Genomic DNA, 19,740 nt, shown 5'->3' with positions numbered 1-19,740 from the left:
ATAGGGCAACAGGCCATGACGGCTTCGCTGGACCGCTACAACGGGGCGCCTACCCGCCGGCCAGCTCACACCACCGAAACCGTCAGCGCTGCGCGCGCGAGCGCATGCATCTGGACGCACAAGTCGATCGCCTTGACCCACTGGAGTGCACGACCTACGGCTACGAGATGTCGAGCACTGATCGCGCGGCCGCCGGGTTCCGATCCACGACCCAGCCAGTGAGCGCGCCCTTCCCACTCACCATCAAACGCCCTATCAAGTACGACTCATGATAGGTTTCGACTGATATTGCAGTTGAATCAGCAGTCCTGTCGAGAGGTCTTGTGTGGCATGTTTCAAGAGGTGCAGCTCAACGAGCGCTACCGGCTCCTGTCCAAGCTCTCGGAGCCACTGAAGAAGGCCGCGCGCGACATCGTCGGCCGCGAGCATGAGACGACACAGCTGCTGGCCTCGATGAGCCGTCCCGAGCTGTGCAACGCGCTCCTGTTGGCCGAGGCCGGCACGGGCAAGACGGCCCTGGTCCAGGCCACGATGCTGGTGGACAAGGACCGCCTCTACCTGGAGGTGGACCCGGCGCGCATGATCTCCGAGGCGGGCACCGCCGAGAACATGGCCGCGATCCTCAAGGGCTTCTTCGACGAGGCCGAGGACTTCGTCAGAAACGAGAGGCACGAACTGGTCCTCTTCATCGACGAGTTCCATCAGGTCGTTCAGCTCTCCGACGCCGCCGTCGAGGCGATCAAGCCGGTCCTCGCCGCATCGGGAACCCGCGGCATCAGGATCATCGCGGCGACGACCTACGAGGAGTTCCACAAGCACATCTCGCCGAACCAGCCGCTCGTCGAGCGACTGCAACGCATCAACCTGAACCCGCCCGACCAGTCGACGACCATCAAGATCCTGCAGGGCATGGCCGAACGATACGGGGTGGCTGACGAGTTCTACGACGACCACATCTTCCGGCAGATCTACGAGTACACCCAGCGCTACATGCCGGCCAGCGCTCAACCGCGCAAGTCGATCCTCGTGCTCGACTCCATGGTCGGCTGGTCTCGCCTGACGCACCGGCCGATGGACCGGGACCTGCTCTCGGACGTGCTCATGGAGACCCTGAACGTCAACGTGGCCTTCAAGGTCGACGGCGCGAAGATCAAGAAGCAGCTGGACGAGAAGGTGTTCAGCCAGGACTGGGCGACCAGCGCGGTGGCACGTCGCCTACAGCTGGCGGTGGCGGACCTCAACGACAAGGGAAAGCCGATGGCGAGCCTGCTGTTCACGGGCTCCACCGGTGTCGGCAAGACCGAACTCACCAAGCAGCTGGCGAAGCTGCTGTTCGGCGATGACCAGCGGCACCTGATCCGTTTCGACATGACGGAGTACGCCGAGGACTCGTCATTCGCGGCCTTCCGCTCCGAACTCACCAAGCGGGTGTGGGACCTCTCCCACGCGGTGCTGCTTTTCGACGAGGTCGAGAAGGCCTCGGCGATGGTCACGCGCGTGCTCCTACAGGTGCTCGACGACGGCCGGCTCAACGACGACAACAACCGCGAAGTGAGCTTCCTCAACACGTACATCGTTCTGACGACGAACGCCGGCACGGAGATCTACAAGAGCATCTCGCAGTACGCCGCCGACGACACCGGCTCGGGCAAACAGCTGATGGAGTACGAGAAGCTGATCCGCCGCTCCATCTCCTCGACGACGGGCGACAACCGGTTCCCGCCCGAGCTGCTGGGCCGCATCGACGCGATCGTACCCTTCCAGCCGCTGTCGCTGCCGACGCAGCAGAAGATCGTACGGAAGAAGCTGCGGCAGATGGTGCAGGAGGTGTTCATCAAGCACAACGTGCGGGTCGACGTCGATGCGAGGGTCCTGCAGTACCTCATCGAGGACAAGGGTGACACCGACTCCGATGCCGGCGGCGCGCGTGCGGCCGTGGCGAGGCTGACCGACGAGGTCACCACCGCGGTGGCGACCTTCCTCAACGAGCACCCCTCAGAGCGACGGATCCGCATCGACGTCGTCGGCGACTTGGTCAGCGACGACAAGAACCTGCTGAGTTCCGATGCCCACATCGAGGTCAGTGCGGTGCGATGAGTCGGCCAAGGCCGGGGGGACCTAGTCGACTAACGAGTCGATAGCCCTTAGGCATCCTGTAGTTGCTTACTCCGACAAGGCGACGATAGGATGCTCATAAACCAGGCGGACTGTGTTCTTTGGGCGAAGGGATCGGCATCAATGGGCATTCTGGGAGCGGCGGCGGTCCGCCAGAAGAAGGAACGGAAGAAGAAGCCCGACGAGCTTCTGGCCTCCGTGGTGAGAGAGACGGCGATCCCGGCAGCGGTCGAGTTGCTGCGGTCGAACACTCCGTTCGTCTTTCCCAGCGGCACGGCTTGGGTGATGCTCGTGCTTGCGGCCGACGAGATCGGCGGCTTGAGCAAACGGCACGGCCGGGACGAGGCGAAGGGCTCGATCATCGAGCTCATCAGCTCCGACCAGATCCGCACGGTGGCCACGGCGGAGATGATCGAAGAGGAGGTCTTCGGCATCATCCCCACCGACGAGACCCTCGCGCGCATGGAGGAGTACTCGCTGCTCACCGGTGCCACCTACGCCTGGGCCGTCGTGTGGCAGAAGCCCGGCGGCGATCTGCTCGTCGATCTGGTGAACGATGCGACCTTCGCGGAGGCGCGCTTTGTCGCTGCCGGTACCACGAGCCTCGAAGAAGCCGTGGGTAAGAAGGCGTGGGAAGAGCACAGCGGCCTGGTCGCCGAGGCTGGGACCGCTGGCCCCGCCCCGGCGGTCCTCTGGGAGGACGAGGGGGATGCGATCTTCGACGAGATCCCCGGTGGCGAGGGGGCTGACGAGGGCCTGGACGACGAGCCGCGTTTCAGCGACGTCGTCGACGATGAAGGGGTGGACACGCCCGTGTTCGACGGGGACGACGTGGGCACCGCTTCGGTCGAGTCATGGCCGGACCATGACGGCGACGAGGTGACCGGCTACGAGGGCTTCGACGAGACCGACGCCGGCTACGGCGTCGAAGGCGACTACCAGGAGGCCGGCGACGCTGTGCTGCTGGCCGATCAGGCCCAGGTGCGCGATGTCATCGCCCGCCGGTTCCTCTCCGAGGAGCTGGACCTGGACGTCCGGCTCGATGAGTTCAACGCGACCTTCGCCATCGGCGCACCGGTCGTACAGATCGCCGTGCCGGAGGGAGCGACCGAGTGGCTCGGGGACCAGGTCGCCCAGCTCAACCGGCAGGCCAACGCAGACTTGATGCAGCTCCGTTCCGCGCACGAGGTCGAGCTGCGTGCGCTCTACGTCAACCTCATGTCGGCCCACACCGAGCAGGTCATCCGTGCGGTGGCCACCGACCGCGAGGGCTCCCGGTACAAGCTGTTGAAGGACGCGGCTGAGGCTGAGCACCAGCAGCGGCAGACAGAGAGGGAGGAAAAGATCCGAGCCCGCCGGGCGGAGATCGCCAAGGACTACGAGGCGCAGGCCGCCAAGGCGGCCCAGCAGGCGGCGCTCTCGGCGGAGCTGCAGTACAAGGAGCGCAACCGCTCGCGGATGGAGCGCGAGCAGATTGACTCCGTCACCGAGATCGAGCGGTACATCGAGGATACCCACGCGCACAACCAGCAGGAAATCCTGCGGGTCCGGCGGTCGGACGCAACGCTGAAGATGCAGACCGGGCAGACGCGGGTATTCGAGGTGCTGGCCGAACGGCAGTCGGAGTACCTGGCGGCCGAGGAAGAGCGCCTGAACCGGTGGAAGTCCGAGATCCAGCGAATCGTCGACGACAACCGCAAGGCCGACATCGCCCAGTACGAGGCGCTGGCCGAGCACCAGCGGACCACGGACGAGGTCGGCATCGTGCGCCGGGAACAGCGGGACCTCCTGGAGTTGGTGCGCTCTGAGCACGCCGACCGGATCCGCCGGATGGAGGACGAGCTCGAACGCAACCGCAAGGACGCCATCATCCAGATGACGACTCGGGACGCCGACTGGCAGCACAACCTCGACCTGGAGAAGGAGAAGACCAACTCCCAGGTGACGCGGGTCACCGACCTGCTCAAGCAGCTGTCGACGGTCGAGGATTCAGTGGCCAAGCGGTACGAAGCACGCCTGACGGAGATGCAGGCCGACAAGGAGTCCTACGCCAACGAGCTGGCGCGGGCTTCCGAGATGCAGAGCCGCTCGAACAAGATCCTCGTCGTCATGATCGTCACGCTCTCGCTCCTGATGGGCGTGGCCGGCTTCATCGTCGGGGTGGTCTTGATCCGTTGAGCGATCCGGTCATGACCGACGGGGTGATCTGACGGCGCATGGGGCGCGTTCCCCATGCGCCGTCGTCGTCTGCGCAGACGGGCGTGCTGGACAGCGGGACAGCGAAATGAGCGAGGCTCGGGAGTAAGGAATCACGATGGCCACGAACAGGCGTAAGGCGGCACGGCCGAAGGCGAACAGCTGGGAGAAGATCTCGGCGCGGACGCCCGGCGAGACGCTGACGAACCGAGACGTCTACGACAACCAGCAACTGGACCGCAGCAAGTTCCTGACCCTGAGGTCGAGCAGACCGGGCATCGTCGCCGCGGTGATCACCGGAGTGCTGGTGACGGTCGTTGCCTGGGTCTTCTACTCGCTCATCGCCACGGCGGTGCTCTCGGTGGGCGTGGCTGCGGGCTCGGGTGTGTCCGGCAGCGGCAGCGGCAAGCCGAGTGCGTATTACGTTCAGGACACCGCGACGGGTGCGGGCGGCTCGGTCGTGAAGTGTTACCGGCCCCTGACCAAGGACGGCAACCCGGACGTGAAGGCGAAGTGCTACCCCAGCGCTGACGCTGTTCCGGTCCCCGTCTGGTACACCGCGGCGAAGGACGACGAGCTCAGCGCCGACAGGCCGGCTGAGCCCGAGAAGAGCGCGACGACGGTCGGAGAGCAGCTGGGGAACGTCTCGGGGTTCAAGCTCTTCATCACGCTCGGCTCGGGTCTGATGGTCGCCCTCGTCATCGGCACGTGGTTCTCGCGGAGGGTCGCCGCGGCGAACCTGATGAACACCACGAGCGACATCAACCAGTACCAGAACGACCAGCACATCGCTCTGCCGGAAGAGATCCAGCAGAACTACGACTGGTTCCCCGACGCCGGCGCTCACTCGAGCGTGCAGGTCAGCTCGATGCTCAGCCACATGATGCTCAGGCAGAAGGGTCTGGGCACCGTCGAGGTCGCCCAGCGCGCCAAGAAGGACGTCATCGATGAGGAGGGGAACCTCGCCTATTACGCCGGCGAGGTCATGGACGACGACGAAGGCAGTCCGCTGACGCAGACCCTGCCGATCATCGACGAAGGCTTCGGCGACGAGCTGTTCGAGGCTTCCGGCCTCCCCGATGACAAGACCCTGCGGCAGAAGTACGACACGACTCGCATCCCGTACAACCCTGACGGCAAGAACCGGGACAAACTCGGCTTCGGATCGGACATGTACAAGACCGTCGCCGCCCTGATCAAGGAGGACTGGACGTTCCCGGCGTACGAGGTCCAGCGCCCCGCCGGGGCGTACGTAGTCGATACCGCGCCGGTGAACACCATGGTTCTGGCCATTACCCGAGCCGGTAAGGGCCAGACGTACATCGAGCCGGTCATCGACATGTGGTCGCGAGAGAAGAAGCCCTCGAACATGGTCATCAACGACCCCAAGGGCGAGCTGTTGGTGAAGAACTACGTGCCCCTGGTCACACGCGGGTTCGAACCGGTGCAGTTCAACCTGATCAACTCCATGAAGACCGACATCTACAACCCCCTGGGGCTGGCGGCCGACGCAGCGCGTGAAGGCAACTTCACCAAGTGCGCACTGTACGTGGAGAACATCGCCGGGATCTTCTTTCCGATCGACGGCGGCGAGGACCCGGTCTGGCCCAACGCCGCCAACAACGCCTTCAAGCGCGCGGCCTACGGACTCATCGACTTCTACCTGGAGGAGGAACGGGAGCTGCGCAGCGCCGCAGCCGTGCTCGACATGGACCCGGCGCTGCTCGAGCAGAAGCTCGATGACCTCTGGGGCAAGGTCACGCTCTACAACTGCTACCAGCTCTTCGTGCAGATGAGCTCGAAGAAGATCAAGAACCCTGAGGCCGAACTGGAGAAGCGGGTCAAGGCCGGCGAGTTCGAGAACAACGGGGACGCCCTGGCCGAGGAGCAGGAGAGGGCTGCGGCCCAGGCCTTCATATGGGAAGGCAAGGCCGATCAGGACATGCTCAGCCTGTACTTCAACGCGAGCGAGGAGCTGCCCCGCAACAACATGCGCACGATGGTGGGCAACGCCCACAACGCGCTGCGCTCGATGGCCGGGGCGGAGAAGATGCTCGCCTCGGTGTACGGCATCGCTATCACCGCCATGTCGTTCTTCACCGACCCCACGATCTCGACGCTGACCTCGGGCAAGCCGTCGCAGAACACCGACCTGGCCGGCCTGAGCTTCCCGCGTCGCCTCGGCGTGCGCTTCGCGCCGAACTACGTCAAGCGCGACCACCTCGTCGGCCAGCAGGCCGTGTGGTCGGCCTACGCGGACCCCATGTTCACCAAGAGCCTCGGCGAGGACTTCGAGCACGAGGAGATCGTCGGCCGCGAAGGTTGGGCCCGGTACAACTTCAAGGGCAAGTTCCCTGACGACGAAGCCTGGCTCAAGCTGGAGCTGGTCAACCCGCAGACGAAGATGCTGGTGCGCACCTTCTACTTCAGCTTCACGAAGACCCACCAGGTCTCGCTCAACGGCCGGCACTACGTGGTCGAGCCGGTGACGGGCAAGAAGATCGTGAAGAACGGCGTGATGCGTGAGCTGAAGCCGGTGCGTGAGGGTGGCACTCGGGACGGGAAGATCCTGTCCTTCCAGGTCGGGGACACGCTCTACCCGGACACGCGACTCGACTTCTCCGGCGGCGGCAACCCGGAGAAGGTCTCGTATCAGGCACGGGCGATCACGCAGAAGCTGTCTCGCTACTCGGAGTCCCCGAAGGCGCTGTTCCTAGTGACTCCGCCTCACCTGATGAAGTACGCGAAACTGATCCTGATCTTGGTCAAGCAGCTGTTCGACGTGAGCGCCGACCAGTCGTACATGACGAAGTCGAACCAGAAGCCGCTCTACCGCACGCGGTTCATGCTCGACGAGCTCGGCAACCTGCAGTCGGAGGGCAAGGGCATCGACGGCTTCGCGACGATGCTCTCCATCGGCCTGGGCCAGGAGCAGCAGTTCACGCTCATCCTGCAGACCCTGCAGCAACTGCGCGACGTCTACGGCGAGAGCGTCGACAAGATCGTGCAGGGCAACACCTCGAACATCGTCTTCCTGAAGTCCACGGACGACTCGATGATCGAGACGCTGGAGAAGATGAGCGGCAAGACTCACCGGTCGTACAGGGACAGCAAGCAGATCAGCCAGGATCTCGACAAGGTCATCGGCGGCAAGACCGAGGGCCGGGTCTCCTACACGATGAGCACCAAGGAAGAGCCGCTGATCAGCTACAACGACATGGCCTTCCTCTCGCCGCGCAACTCGATCGTCTTCCGGGCCGGCGATGCGCCGATCTGGAACCGCAACCAGACGATCCTGCCGATGTCGTTCCGGCTACTGGGGAACACGATCAAGCACCCGGGGCACACGTACTCGCTGCAGACGATCCCCACGCTGTCCAGTGCCATGGACTTCGACGTGCGGATGAATCAGCCGGACTTCGTGAAGATGCTGGAGAAGCGCATGCGGCAGGCGGTCAAGGCCGCGGACGCGAAGGCGCTGTACAAGGAGATCTACGGCTACCAGGAGGTCGACATCGAGCGCCTGGACCCGGATGTCTACGCCGACGAGGTCATGGAGGTCATCGCGACGATGACCACGGTCGACAAGTGCCAGGACCCCAACGCTCCGGTGGTCGTCGACCCCGACGAGTACGAGGGGATGAGCATGTTCGACGAGGACCAGTTCATTGAGAACGTCGAGGTCGGGGTCGCAGTCGCCGAGGGTCAGGCGCTCAGCGTCGAGCGGCGGCGTCTGCTCTACGCGGAGGGGACGATCAGCAAGGAGATGCTGGTCAATCCCGACGGCTCGGCAAAGGTCAAGAGCCTGGACATCGAGATCGGTGAGGCTTACAAGTCCGCGCAGACCGAGTTGGAACAGGATCGCGAGCACTTCTCGGTCGGCGGCGACGGCGAACTGCGCAGCGCCGACGGGTCTCAGACCTACATCAGCCAGATCCGCTCGGACGCATACGTCAATGCCGCCCGCCGGATCAACGGCCACGTGAACGACAAGGACTCGCGGGTGTTCGCGGAGGAGGACGTCACCGAGGAGGACCTGAAGTCGCTGGCGACGGTGAGGGTCTACTCGGCCTTCTACCAGTACCTGGCCTCGCTGCCGAGCTGGGAGGTGCTGGCCGACGGCCGGTTCGACAGGGCGATGGCCATCGAGATGAACTCGAAGTAGCTGACGGCCGCTTGGGGTCGGACAAGGATCACAACCAGTGCCGAGGCCATCTCTCACCTAAGAGAGACAGCCTCGGCACTCACCTTTTGAATAGCCTCCAACTCTCTTTCGATAGGCAATGTAGGCTCTATGCAACCCGAAGCGTCCACAGGAGGCTGATTGACCATGAAGAAGGCACGCGGACTGCGCAGGTACTTCTACGAGTACGTCTACTACAAGGCAGTCGAGCAGGCCCGGGCGCAGACCGGACAGGTCGTTCCGATCTCCCAGGCCAAGGCGATCCGCGCCCGAGTCGACGAGATCCTCGGCCAGCGGGGCACCGCACTGGCCGACCCGCGGCTGGCCATCGCGGACTGCCTCTCTGCCATCGACCAGGCGTTCGCGGAGAAGGTGTCCGGCTACGAGCCGCAGTTCGGTGATCATTCCCCGCAGAACGAGCGCTATCAGCAGTCGCAGCGGGAGTTCACCCGCGTCACCGGTGTCGGTGCCCAGGTCGACCCGAAGTCGGCCGGGCTGCCGATCAGCCCCTATGACCCCGACTGGTCCGAACGCGCGACCGTGAAGCGCGCCGGGACCGCGCTGGTGTACCTGCCGGACGAGACGATCGAACGCGTGGCCGGCGGCGAGGTGGAGACCCTGGCCGATCCGCGGCGCGGAAACATGGTGCTCTGGCGCATCGGCGACGACGGCAGGCCGTTCGAGGCGGGCCGCGCGATGACGAACGACGACGCCGCTGGACTCACCGCGCTGATGGACAAGATGAGCCAGCAGGAGTACGACCAAGTGCGCGAGTGGGTCATCGACGGCGGCCGGGACCCGCAGACGAACCGCGTCGACCGCACCCGCTTCATGTCCCCGCGCGCCGTGGCGCGCTCGGCCGCTCTGCTCGAAGAGCTGAAGGCCCAGGGCGTGTCCTACGAGGTGATGCGCGACCGCGAGCCAGGTCAGATCAAGGCGAAGATCGCTGGGACCGGCATGGAGATCCGCCTCACCGACACGCGTCAGGAGGAGTACGCCGGAGCTCGGGTGTACGACAACGGCACCGTGCTGCGCTACTCGACGAACTACCGGGTTCCCGGCGGCATGGCGGTCTACTCCCCCTCGCCGACGGAGGCTGTCCAACTACTGCGCTTCGCCCAGGGACATCGCGTCGAGCGTAAGGATCTGCCGGGGCACGCCGCCGGCGAGACCGGCGCGACACACCAGGAGCGCGGCCGTGACCGCATGGTGGATGTGCCCGACAGCTACCACGGCGTTGACCGTGACTCGATGTTCGTGGTCGGCGACTACGTGGCCCCCGGCGAGTCCCGCCCTCGGCCCGGCTCGAAGGTGATGCTGCGCCGGGACGCGAAGAACCGCTCACTGCCGACCTTCTTCCTCGACACCGAGCCGGCCGAGGCTTATGCGAAGACCGCCGTCGAGAGCGCTCGGGAGAACCTGCGGGCAGCCCTTGGCGTCGAGGATCTCATTGCTCGTGCCGAGACGGAGCTGGAGCGAACCGGCGGAGCGCTGGATGCGATCGAACCGCCGGAGTACTCGGCTGACTCTGAGGTCGCTGCGATCCAGCGCTCGTACTGGGACGTGCTCACAGGCGCGCGCAGCGAACTGCTGCGCCCGGGTGCGACCGAGGAGATGTACCAGGAAAGGCTGGAGGGGATCGGCGAGCTGCAGGCCGAGGAGGCGCCCGGGATGGGCAACCTCGTCTACGGCGGCACCGCCGTCGAGAAGGTCCGACAGCACGCTGAGGACGTTTCCTTCGAACTCATCGGGACCTGGGAGGCGCTGCCCCATGACGTCGACGGCGAGTGGGTCGATCAGCGCTTCAACCCGGAGCGGGTGGCGCGGTACATGACCAGCCCCACCGGGCAGTGGTCGAACCTCGACAACCTCGCCTCAGCGCTTCGTCGTTGCGAGATCTCCCCTGACGAGATAATGGGCTCGACCTTCCAGACGACCCGGTTCAAGGATCGGCTCGTCCGCTTCAACGCCGAGCGTTCCGTGCCGATCGCCGATCACGAATCTGCGTTCATACGGCGTATCGGGGCCACCGTGCGCGAGAGCATTGAGCGCAACGCGGCGCGGGTCTCCGAGATCCTGGTCGACGAGCACGGCGTCATTCGCTGGACTGGCGAGAAGCTTCGCCGTGACGGCAAGGGAACTCCGATCTCGGGTGAGATCGGCCAGGTCTTCGATGTCGGCGAGTACGGCGAGATCACCACCGCCTTCGCCAGCGGGCAGAACGCCCTCATCGTGCCCGGCTACGAGGCCACGATCACGGCCCAGGCCCCGGGCGAGGCTCCGACCTCGGTCGAGGAGCGCACGCGCCTGCGCGGCTACGAGCAGCTCATGCACGAGCGCATCCAGTACCAGATCGCCGGTGACCTCATCGCCGGGCGGAGCGAGACCGGCGAGCCCTCCTCGCTCAACACGGTCTACTCACAGCTGTACGGCACCAAGCACCCGATCGACTTCATCGAGCGCGCCACCACGTACCAGCGGGACGAGTCCACCGGCGAGGTCAAGGCGCACCTGGAGGAGTGGACGGCAGCGATCCTGCAGACCGAGGCTCGCCGTGTGCGCTACTCCAACGAGATCAAGGCCGGCTCGACGGTCTACGCCGAGTACAGGGCCCAGCGCGACCGAACCGACCCGGCTGATGACAACCGCTTCGACGCCTGGCGGCTCACCGGCGGGCGGAACATGACGGTGCTCACCGGCAAGGACCGGAACAACGTGGCCGCGCCCAGGGGCTACTTCGACCCGGTGATGACCGGAGGCGCGACCAACCAGGGCATCGTGCGGTACCTGACCGCTCAGGCCCGGGTCGACACCGATGGTCGGATCGTGCCGGGCGACGAGAGCGTGGCCGGACAGCGTGCGCCGCTCATGGCCCTCCCCGAGCTCGAGACGCTGCGGTACGACCCGTTCGACCGTCAGCAGATGACGGCCTCGACGATCATGCAGTCCTCTGAGGTCACCGCGCCGGCGAAGACGGCGCTGATGACCTTCGGCGGCTGGACGGCTGATGACCCGATCGTGGTGTCGAAGGAGTTCGCCGGGCGCCACCGCATCCGCGGGGCCGGCGGTCAGGAGCGCGATCTCGTCGTGGGCGACAAGATCTCGGATCTGCACGGCAACAAGGGCGTGATCTCGCTGATCGTCGACCGGGACATGCCTCTGCACGACGCGCGGCAGCAGGCCGTCGTCGAAGAGGTCGACTGGTTCCGGGCCAACCCGGGTCTGGACGTGGTGATGAGTCCGTTCAGCCTCATCTCCCGGCGCAACGCGGGCTCGGCGCGCGAGCTGATGAGCGGGAACGTCTCCGATCTGCGCTCGCCCAACGGAGAACTGCGGCCGAGTGCCGTGGGCGAGATGCGCTTCGTGGTCACCCATATGGCCGTCGACGAGAAGACGAAGATCTACGACGACGAGCAGGTGCGTGCTGGCAAGGGCCGCAAGGCCTCCGCTCAGCTGGCCTGGGCGCTGCAGTCCCAGGACTGCCCGGCGATCATGCGCGAGTTCTACGGCCACAACAGCGGGGCCGAGTCGAGCCTGCGCGAGTACCTGCTGGTGACCGGCATGGACATGGACGCTGACGGCACGCTGCGCGTGATCGGCCGGGCTGAGGCCCTCGACGAGCGTACTGAGCGTCGGTTCATCCCGATGCCCGACTTGCTGCGCACGCAGCCGCGCAAGGCGGGCCAGCTCCCGAGACTGAACATCATGGCGATGCGCAAGTCCTTCGGCGACCTCATCGGCGACCGCGGCGGCGACATGGAGATCCCGTTCCCGCTCACGTATCCGACTGGTGAGCAGACCGAGACGGTGAGCGCGAGCTCGTGGAAGCTGCCGGTGATGTCCTCGCATCTGCGCAGTGGTCAGCAGTTCGAGGACGGGTCCTCCGTCACGCACGACTACACCCGCAGCTATCACGACGTCTTCGTGGAAGCCTGCCGCTACCGCTACATGGCCGAGCAGCTGGACGGCCAGGGTCTGTCCGCCGAGAAGCGCGCCGAGGTGCGTCGCGCCATGAGCGAATCGGTCTCGCACGCTCAGCGCGCCTTCGAAGCGATCACGACCGACGTCCAGAACCGAGTGCTGACAGGCAAGAGCAACATCTTCAAGACCGGGCTGATGGCCTCACGGCTCACCGACTCGGCGACGATGGTGTGGACCGCGGACCCACGGCTGAACGTCGACCAGGTTGCGCTCAGCTCGGTCAAGGCTGAGCAGCTGGGGCTCGCCGAGGGCGACCACGCGCTGGTGTGGCGTGACCCGGTGCTCCGTGACGCCGGCGTGCGCTACCTGCGGGTCGCGATCGACGACCGACTCACCGGCGCCGCGATCAACCCGGTGATGGACGCTTGCTTCGACGGCGACTTCGACGGTGACGCCGTCGCCGTGGTGAAGCTGCACAGCGAGGCAGCCAAGGCTGAGGCCCTGGCGAAGCTCTCGGTGCCGGCCAACCTGTTGGACACCGGAGTGGTCAAGGGCGACGGTTCACACCCGCTGGCCATGCAGGTGTCGCTGGACACCCGGGTCGCGCTGTCCAAGGACGCTGGACTGGCCGCTGAGTTGGAGGGTTCGCGGAGCCAGGCGCACCGGCTCCGGCTGCGGGCACTCACGGGTTCGGATTCGCCGGAGGACATCAAGCTCGCCCAGCAGGTCGTGACGCAGGAGCTGAGCGGGCTGTACCGCCAGGCGCAGCGTGGCGAGTTCGGTACGGCACTGACGTTCTCGGATCGCGAGGCGCACCTGCAGAGCGTGCGCGAGGTCTGTGTCGAGACCGGCGCCAAGGGGAACGAGCAGAAGCTCGCCGACTACGCCCGGAACCTGGGCGATGCGCAGGGCGTGCCCGGCATCACGCAGACCGACCAGGAAGCCTCGATGTTCGCCACGGCGATCAAGTCACACGGCACCGGTCTGGGCGGCTCGTTCAGCCAGCGCGCCGTGCGCGCGCTGCGCGGCGAGGACCTCAAGGCCGTCCTGGAGGTCACCTACCCGGTGACCCAGTCGATCCTGCAGGCCAAGCACGACGCCGCCGAGGCCCGGCACAAGTACGCGATGCTCCAGGGACCCGGCCGCGATCTCTGGAGGGGCCGCAGCATCGAACAGGTCGGCCCGGGCCAGTGGCACACGCCGTTCGTCGACGGTGAGCCCGTCCAGGCTACGGCCGAGGCGTGGGAGAAGCAGTTCATCGAGTTCTACGAGTCCAAGGAGGGCTTCGGAGTCACGGTCAACCCGGAGTACGTGGCCCGCGTGGCCAGTGCGCTGAAGGACCCGGCGACCGGGCTCATCCGCAACTTGGAAGAAGACGTGTCGCTGCGGGGCACCGTGATGGACCGGATGGCCTACGGCGGCGCGTTCACCGATCTGGTCGAGGCGGCCGAGAACCGCGAGAGCGTCTACGACGGCGAGAAGAACGAGCAGTTCGCGTCCTCGGGGACTCTGAGGGCTCGGGTGCAGGCGTCCTGGCTGCTCGATCAGCTGGGCTCCGCCAAGACCCACAGCCCGGACAACGCCGTGATCGCTGTCGATGACTCGGTGGTCAAGCCCGACGTGATGTCTCGAGACGCACAGGCGTCCCGCACCCGCGGCTCGAATCGCCGCTCCGCGCATGCCGTTGGCGTGGGCCCGGCGCGCCGGGTCTACACGCCGCGCATCGAGATCGATCAGCCGGAGGTCGACGGCGGCGACTACGGGATGGGGTACTGAGATGGCACAGCACAAGGAACTGGGAACAGGACCCGCGGGCCGCCGGCGCGCGCTCAAGGTGCTTCCGGTTGGCGACGATCGGCTTCGGACCGGTGAGCCGCGAGGCAACACCTATGCCCGCTGGGACTCTCGCTCGGACGAGCCGATCGACGCCGAGGTGATCGACGATCCGGGGCCGCAGGACGCAGACGGTGCGCGCGCCTGGCGTGAGCGGCTCCGGGACCGTGCCCGCGAGTTCTTCGGTGAGAAGACCCGGAAGCGGATGGCCGACCGTGAGCGCGTGCACGGGATCGACGTCGACCGAGCCGAGGACGAGAGCGAAGGCCTGGATCAGCGCGAGCAGCTACTCAAACTCAGGGCGGAGACGCGGCTGGCCGGCGAGAAGTACATGGCCTCGCTACGGGACTCGAAGCTGTTGGTGCCCGGCTTCGACGACGAGGAGCGGACCCAGGATCTCGACGTCATGCACCACGTCTACATGCAGATGATGATGCAGTCGTGTCTCAAGCCGCTCTCGCGCGGAGTGAATGCCAACTCGATCATCCAGGCGGTCGGCATGGTGGTGACGATGCGGATGCTCGCCCCGGATTTCAAGAAGGAGATGGACAGCTACCTCCAACCCCTCAAGGACAAGATCCAGGAGCGCATCGACACGAGGGCCCGTGGCATGGTGGCCTTTGCCGAGAGCGGCATCACGCACCGGCAGAGGATCTTCAAGGACCTGCCGAGCGACGCCCGGCGCGAGCGCCTGATCGGCAGCACGGATCCGCGTGACCACCTGACGAAGAAGTGGCGCAAGCGCTTCGACGCCATGCAGCATCGTGAGCGCGGCCACCGGGAGATGTTCACTCCGGACTCGGCAGCCATGACCGAGGTCGCGCTCATGGAGAACGCCTTCTGGAAGATGCGTGAGCCGGGCGCGGACGTCGGCCTGATCCGCGATAGCTACCGGGCGATGCGCAAGCGGCTGCACGAGCAGATGGGTGCAGACGGGCTGGAGCGCCAGGAGGTCGTCCAGCGCGCGCGAATGATCATCGGCGAGCGGATGGAGTACGAGCCCGAGCTGCGCACGATGTTCAACGGCGTGGCCCACGGCCGGATCGTCAAGGCCCCTGCACACGAGCAGCAGATCGCGGGCTCCGACCGGGTCCACACAGTTTGGAGCGGGGAGTTCGACGACCAGCTGGGCCAGCGTCTGCCCGAGGACGGGATGTTCACACTGCGCCAGCCCATGGACGCGGACGCCCACCAGGTTCAGCTCGCCGAGACGATGAAGACCTCGCTTCTCAACGCGCTGGGCCGTGGTGACCAGGAGGCCTACGGGGGCAACATGCTCGGCTACCTGGTCGGCTTCGCGGCGCGGAAGCAGGGTCTTGACACCAGCGGGCTGCCCGGCATGCTCCAGCACCGCCTGGACCAGTCCGAGGTGATGATCGCGAGCATGGACATCGACGGTCTGCCACCCGAGGAGCAGCAGCGGGTCTACTCCAACGCCTACGTCGACGCGATGGAGGCAGTGAACGAGAAGTACCCGGATCTTGAAGCTCAGCTGAAGCGGGGCCTCGGAGAGAACTGGCAGCAAGCACTGCAGACGGCGGTCGACGACCCCGGGGCCTTCTTCGAGGAGCAGCGACTCAAGGCGCGGTCGCGCCCTACGGGTCCGTCGGCCGAGCAGGAGGCCGGCGCGCAGGACAACGGCCCGAACGCCGGGGCCGACTCCGAGGACTACCAGCCCACCTGAGCGCGATCCGGGAACGCGAACAAGGAGCAGGAGGAGGGGCATGGACCAGGAACAGAACGAGGGACAGCAGGTCAGGTACGGATCGCGCTTCGCGCGGATGTTCGGCTACGTCACACCGGAGGATCGGAGCCGATGGGAGCAGCAGCGGGCGCAGAACAAGCCGAACGTCAGCGCGATCAAGCGGGGCATGATGTCGGCACTGAGTTCGATGATGGAGTTCGGACAGCGCAGCATCGGCGCGACGCTCGATGCGGCCGACCGCGTGGCGACGCAGCAGCGGTTCGGGGATTCTCACGACAAGGTCGTGAGCCGGCGCCGCGATCCGAACGCGCGGACCATCATCGAGTCGGTCGACTATGAGCCCGAGGACGACCGGGAGGGGATCGAGCCAGATCTGGAATTCTAGTCAACTGAGCAACGATAAGCATGGCGACTACACTTGATACACCCAACTCCCCTTCTCTACTCATGACTATCTCCGATAGACTGGTTTCTCAGTGGAACCGTGTAATGAGCGGCGATAGGACAGGGTGTAGCCATGGAAACGACGAAGACACCGCGTGTCAGTAAGCGTGAGTTCATCTCGCGGGTCGCGACTCGCAGCAAGTTGCCCGTCCGGGTGGTGAACAAGGTATACGAGTCGTTGCTTGGTGAACTCACTGGCGCGGTCAGCTGCGGAGAGGCGGTCGTACTCACGAGCTTCGGCCGCTTCTACCGGCAGGACCACAAGGGTCACAAGGTGCGCTTCGGCAAGAGCAACGTCGATGACTACGTGGTTCTCAAGTTCTCCGCATCGAGCAGCTTCAACCGCCGACTGGGGGGCAATGGGGACGACGCCTCACGCGATACCTACGGGGCGATCGGGGATGCCGACAAGTTCGAGAACGTCATTGAAGGTCGTGAGCTGCGGCCCGCGTCGTAGACGGCGAGGAGCCGACAGAAAGGAAAATCCCCGTGATGCCTGCAGGCATCACGGGGATTCTCTTTATGGATGAGACGAGTTCATGAGCACGCCGGCCACGGACAGGTACAGGTCACTAGAACTGGAGGTCGGGCTCGTTCGTAGATGGCGTGTCGAAGCTGCCGGTCAAGCGCCGTCCGGGTCGCGAGGGACTCGCAATCGGCTCGCGCTGCGCGGCCAGCTCGGCGAGAGTGAAGCCCACAGGACGGCCCAGACGCTGGCCGGCCATGTAGTAGGCCTGCCCGTTCGCGCGTTCACCCAGGGCGATGGCCTCGCGGGTGACGGGCTCGCCCGGGCGCTGGGGCGCGAGCTCCCGCCAAACGATCCGGTGCGAGGGCTTCGCATTCGGATCCGCGCCGACGTATGTGGTCTCGCAATCGGAGAGGTCGGGATAGCTGGGCAAGTACGCCAGCGGGTGCGTGCCCGGCGCGCCTTGCTGGATCCGGCTCAGCTGGTTGAGAGCCACGCGCAGGAGCCGGCCCTGTGGTCCTTGAGGTCGCGCCATCGCAGCGTCGTGGAGAGTCTGGAGGTCCTGCTTGAGACCGGCGGTCGGCAGGAAGCGGATGGCAGGCCGACGCTCACTCATGGGTCTTCTTCTGCTGGGCAGCACGACGGTCATCCGCCCACTGCTGACCGAGCGGGCCGAGGCTCTCGGCCAGCTCTTCGATGGTCATGCCCGCCTCGCCGGAGGCGTCGGACTCCTGGATGCGATGGGAGAGCTCGGCCTGGAAATCAGCCTCAGCGCGGACATGGGCCGCGTGGTCGTACTTCATGAGGCGCACGAACGCGGCAAAGGGGATGATCGCGGCCTCGGGCTTGTTGCCGTCTCCGAAGATCAGCGGCGTGATCTGGCCGCGGCGATAGAGGTTCAGAATCGTGGCGAGTTCCTCGTGCCCGAGCTGGCCTGTCGGGACGACATTGACAGAGAACTTCGGGAGCTCGGCACCGGAAGTGCTGTTGTCGTGAGCGTTGTCGTTGCGAGTCATGCCCTCAGTATAGTCAGTCGAGATCAACTTCTTGTCGACTCACATACGAGGGTCATCGCCGAGTCGATACGGGTGTCGAATGATGGCCCACTCCATCTCCGAGAGGCGGGCCAAGCAAGAGAAGGAGGAGCCCGTGCTCCAGTCCCGCACGGTGCGGGGCTGGAGCACGGGCCCCTGATTGATGGACAGTCACGACTTCAGAAGTTCCCCTCGTCGACCTGCATGCAGACAATGCCGAGCGAGCGCCACAGGGCCACCACTCGGTCACGGTCATCCAGGGCGGTTGGCGAGCTGGTTGCACGGCAGCGTGAAGGCCTGCGTGCCCATGAAGTAGGCCAGGGCCTCGACGAAGCTGGACTTGCCAATACCGGGTTCGCCCATGGGAGCGGGCGTCGCACCAGCCTCAATGGAGTCCTGCTGCACATCGCCACCCGATCGCGCTCCGCGCGATCAGCGCTGTCCCCCACCTGTACTCGGCTCCTCCGCAGTACCCGTCACCTGCCTCACCCGCTGACGGAGACAGCAGATGAACCAGGAGCAGAAGCAGAAGCAGCAGGAACAGGCATGGAGCGTCAGTTGGTCGACGAGGAGCGGGCCTCGCGGTCAGCCACGAGCGCAGCCGCCCGGTCGAGGAGGAAGGGCCGGCCGTTTCGCCGCTCGCCGTGTTTGGGGCGCGCAGGAATGACGTCGAGCCCAGCCTTGTAGAGCACCCACGAGGTGCCGCCTGTCGAGTACTCGACGCCGAGGGCACTGCAGGCCCGCAGTTGCGTCCGCATCCGGCCGTAGAGCGAGGCGAGAACCGAGAACTCCCAGCGGGACATGTCGTGGTTGAAGTCGCCGGGATCCCGGAGCTGATGACGTGCACCGGACAGGGTCTGCTCGATGATGGCCTGCGAGTACGGGATGCCGTGCATGCCCTCGGTGGTGTCGACAGCGGACGCTGAAGCGCCGGAGCTCTCGCTGGCCTTCACGGCCAGCTGCGCGTAGAGGTCCTCGATGGACGCGAAGGCCGCCGCGGAGCACCGACGGTCGCCGGGGCAGTCTGAACCAGGGCTTGAGCGGCCACGGCCACAGGTGCGGACGCGGGCTGCGGGGCCGGAAAGGACAGGCCTGTGGCCGCACGTCGTGCGCAGCCCTCACCAACGGCGAGCCGCGCTCTCGCTCGATGCCTGCGCCCGGGAACTCGTGTTCATCGGCGGCCCGTTACTCGTCCTGGCCCCGCACACCCTGACCGGCACCACCGTCGTGCTCATCGCCACAGCGGCGATCGTGCTCGCCGGGTGCGCGCTGTTCCTCACCGCACCGCCGGCCGCCCCGCACGTGGAAGCCGTCCTGCACCCGCACGCACTGGCTCGGCCCGATCCGTACCCCTGGTCTGCGCGCCCTGGCGGCAGCCCTGTTCGGGGCGGGCATCACCCTGGGAGCACTCAACGTCGTCGCCCTCGCCGCCGCCGAACGTCACCACGCCGAGTACCTCTCGACGATGACGCCCGCGGCGCTCGCCGTCGGCAGCCTGATCGGCGGCCTCCTCTACGGACGCCGCACCTGGCCCGGCACGCCGACGCGTCAACTCCGCACGCTCGGTTGCGGCTTTGCGGTCGGCTCCCTGCCGATGCTTGCCGACCCCGACCCCGACCCTGCCCTGGCCATCACGGCCGCCGTACTGCCCGGCCTCTTCCTCGCGCCGCTGCTGGTGACGGCCTTCCACACGCTGGACTTCCTCGGCCCCGCCTACTCTCGCTGAGGCGTCGGCCTGGCTCATCGCCTCTCTGGGCCTGGGACAGGCCGGTGGGATCACACTCGCGGGGCTCGTGCCAGCGGCCACTGCTCCCGCGGCAGCCGCAGGTGTTGCCGCCGGCGG

Annotated in this window: 13 protein-coding genes; 8 read left to right on the top strand and 5 right to left on the bottom strand. The window is 66.0% G+C overall.

Annotated features, from left to right (window positions below; translation table 11 throughout):
• Window positions 1-330: 330 nt before the first annotated feature.
• From OG386_RS35525 to OG386_RS35495, 7 genes are all read left to right on the top strand, one after another.
• Complete coding sequence (locus tag OG386_RS35525; RefSeq protein ID WP_328791472.1) at window positions 331-2,097, top strand: AAA family ATPase; 1,767 nt, start codon at window positions 331-333, stop codon at window positions 2,095-2,097.
• A gap of 141 nt (window positions 2,098-2,238) precedes the next feature.
• Window positions 2,239-4,293, top strand: a complete 2,055-nt coding sequence (locus tag OG386_RS35520) for a hypothetical protein (protein ID WP_328791471.1) — start codon at window positions 2,239-2,241, stop codon at window positions 4,291-4,293.
• A 136-nt stretch (window positions 4,294-4,429) separates the two neighbouring features.
• The gene (locus OG386_RS35515; RefSeq protein WP_328791470.1) at window positions 4,430-8,476 is read left to right on the top strand and encodes a type IV secretory system conjugative DNA transfer family protein; all 4,047 of its coding nucleotides are present in this window, start codon (window positions 4,430-4,432) and stop codon (window positions 8,474-8,476) included.
• A 165-nt stretch (window positions 8,477-8,641) separates the two neighbouring features.
• Complete coding sequence (locus OG386_RS35510) at window positions 8,642-14,191, top strand: hypothetical protein (protein ID WP_328791468.1); 5,550 nt, start codon at window positions 8,642-8,644, stop codon at window positions 14,189-14,191.
• Window position 14,192: 1 nt separating this feature from the next.
• Window positions 14,193-15,932 (top strand): hypothetical protein, encoded by a 1,740-nt coding sequence (locus OG386_RS35505; protein ID WP_328791467.1) that lies wholly within the window; start codon window positions 14,193-14,195, stop codon window positions 15,930-15,932.
• A gap of 40 nt (window positions 15,933-15,972) precedes the next feature.
• A complete protein-coding gene (locus tag OG386_RS35500; RefSeq protein WP_328791466.1) occupies window positions 15,973-16,338 on the top strand; it encodes a hypothetical protein in 366 nt (121 codons plus the stop codon).
• A gap of 132 nt (window positions 16,339-16,470) precedes the next feature.
• Entirely contained in the window at window positions 16,471-16,854 is a 384-nt protein-coding gene (locus tag OG386_RS35495; RefSeq protein ID WP_266843047.1) for an HU family DNA-binding protein, read from the top strand.
• A 115-nt stretch (window positions 16,855-16,969) separates the two neighbouring features.
• Here the strand turns inward: OG386_RS35495 and OG386_RS35490 are convergent, their stop codons facing one another.
• From OG386_RS35490 to OG386_RS35475, 5 genes are all read right to left on the bottom strand, one after another.
• Window positions 16,970-17,479, bottom strand: coding sequence for a hypothetical protein (locus tag OG386_RS35490; RefSeq protein WP_328791464.1), 510 nt, complete (start codon window positions 17,477-17,479; stop codon window positions 16,970-16,972).
• A complete protein-coding gene (locus OG386_RS35485) occupies window positions 17,472-17,879 on the bottom strand; it encodes a hypothetical protein (protein WP_328791463.1) in 408 nt (135 codons plus the stop codon). The genes OG386_RS35490 and OG386_RS35485 overlap by 8 nt, the downstream gene beginning before the upstream one ends.
• A gap of 197 nt (window positions 17,880-18,076) precedes the next feature.
• Window positions 18,077-18,136: a hypothetical protein gene (locus tag OG386_RS47045; RefSeq protein WP_442271675.1), complete on the bottom strand. Its 60-nt coding sequence runs from the start codon at window positions 18,134-18,136 to the stop codon at window positions 18,077-18,079.
• Window positions 18,137-18,149: 13 nt separating this feature from the next.
• Complete coding sequence (locus OG386_RS35480) at window positions 18,150-18,302, bottom strand: hypothetical protein (protein ID WP_328791461.1); 153 nt, start codon at window positions 18,300-18,302, stop codon at window positions 18,150-18,152.
• A gap of 149 nt (window positions 18,303-18,451) precedes the next feature.
• Window positions 18,452-18,793 carry a hypothetical protein gene (locus tag OG386_RS35475; protein WP_328791460.1) on the bottom strand — a complete coding sequence of 114 codons (342 nt, stop codon included), beginning with the start codon at window positions 18,791-18,793 and terminating at the stop codon, window positions 18,452-18,454.
• Between the two features lie 569 nt (window positions 18,794-19,362).
• Here OG386_RS35475 and OG386_RS35470 point away from each other — a divergent pair.
• On the top strand, window positions 19,363-19,623 hold the full coding sequence (locus tag OG386_RS35470) for a hypothetical protein (protein WP_328791459.1): 261 nt from the start codon (window positions 19,363-19,365) through the stop codon (window positions 19,621-19,623).
• Window positions 19,624-19,740: the final 117 nt, after the last annotated feature.

This window comes from Streptomyces sp. NBC_00273 (assembly GCF_036178145.1).
Classification (GTDB): Bacteria; Actinomycetota; Actinomycetes; order Streptomycetales; family Streptomycetaceae; genus Streptomyces.
The sequence above is the reverse complement of the archived record's forward strand: the minus strand, read 5'-3'. Positions and strand labels throughout refer to the sequence as shown.

Bases quoted from the DNA above. Each gene is read 5' to 3' on its own strand.
- OG386_RS35525 (WP_328791472.1), top strand. From the start codon at position 331: ATGTTTCAAGAGGTGCAGCTCAACGAGCGCTACCGGCTCCTGTCCAAG.
- OG386_RS35520 (WP_328791471.1), top strand. From the start codon at position 2,239: ATGGGCATTCTGGGAGCGGCGGCGGTCCGCCAGAAGAAGGAACGGAAG.
- OG386_RS35515 (WP_328791470.1), top strand. From the start codon at position 4,430: ATGGCCACGAACAGGCGTAAGGCGGCACGGCCGAAGGCGAACAGCTGG.
- OG386_RS35510 (WP_328791468.1), top strand. From the start codon at position 8,642: ATGAAGAAGGCACGCGGACTGCGCAGGTACTTCTACGAGTACGTCTAC.
- OG386_RS35505 (WP_328791467.1), top strand. From the start codon at position 14,193: ATGGCACAGCACAAGGAACTGGGAACAGGACCCGCGGGCCGCCGGCGC.
- OG386_RS35500 (WP_328791466.1), top strand. From the start codon at position 15,973: ATGGACCAGGAACAGAACGAGGGACAGCAGGTCAGGTACGGATCGCGC.
- OG386_RS35495 (WP_266843047.1), top strand. From the start codon at position 16,471: ATGGAAACGACGAAGACACCGCGTGTCAGTAAGCGTGAGTTCATCTCG.
- OG386_RS35490 (WP_328791464.1), bottom strand. From the start codon at position 17,479: ATGAGTGAGCGTCGGCCTGCCATCCGCTTCCTGCCGACCGCCGGTCTC.
- OG386_RS35485 (WP_328791463.1), bottom strand. From the start codon at position 17,879: ATGACTCGCAACGACAACGCTCACGACAACAGCACTTCCGGTGCCGAG.
- OG386_RS35475 (WP_328791460.1), bottom strand. From the start codon at position 18,793: ATGCACGGCATCCCGTACTCGCAGGCCATCATCGAGCAGACCCTGTCC.
- OG386_RS35470 (WP_328791459.1), top strand. From the start codon at position 19,363: ATGACGCCCGCGGCGCTCGCCGTCGGCAGCCTGATCGGCGGCCTCCTC.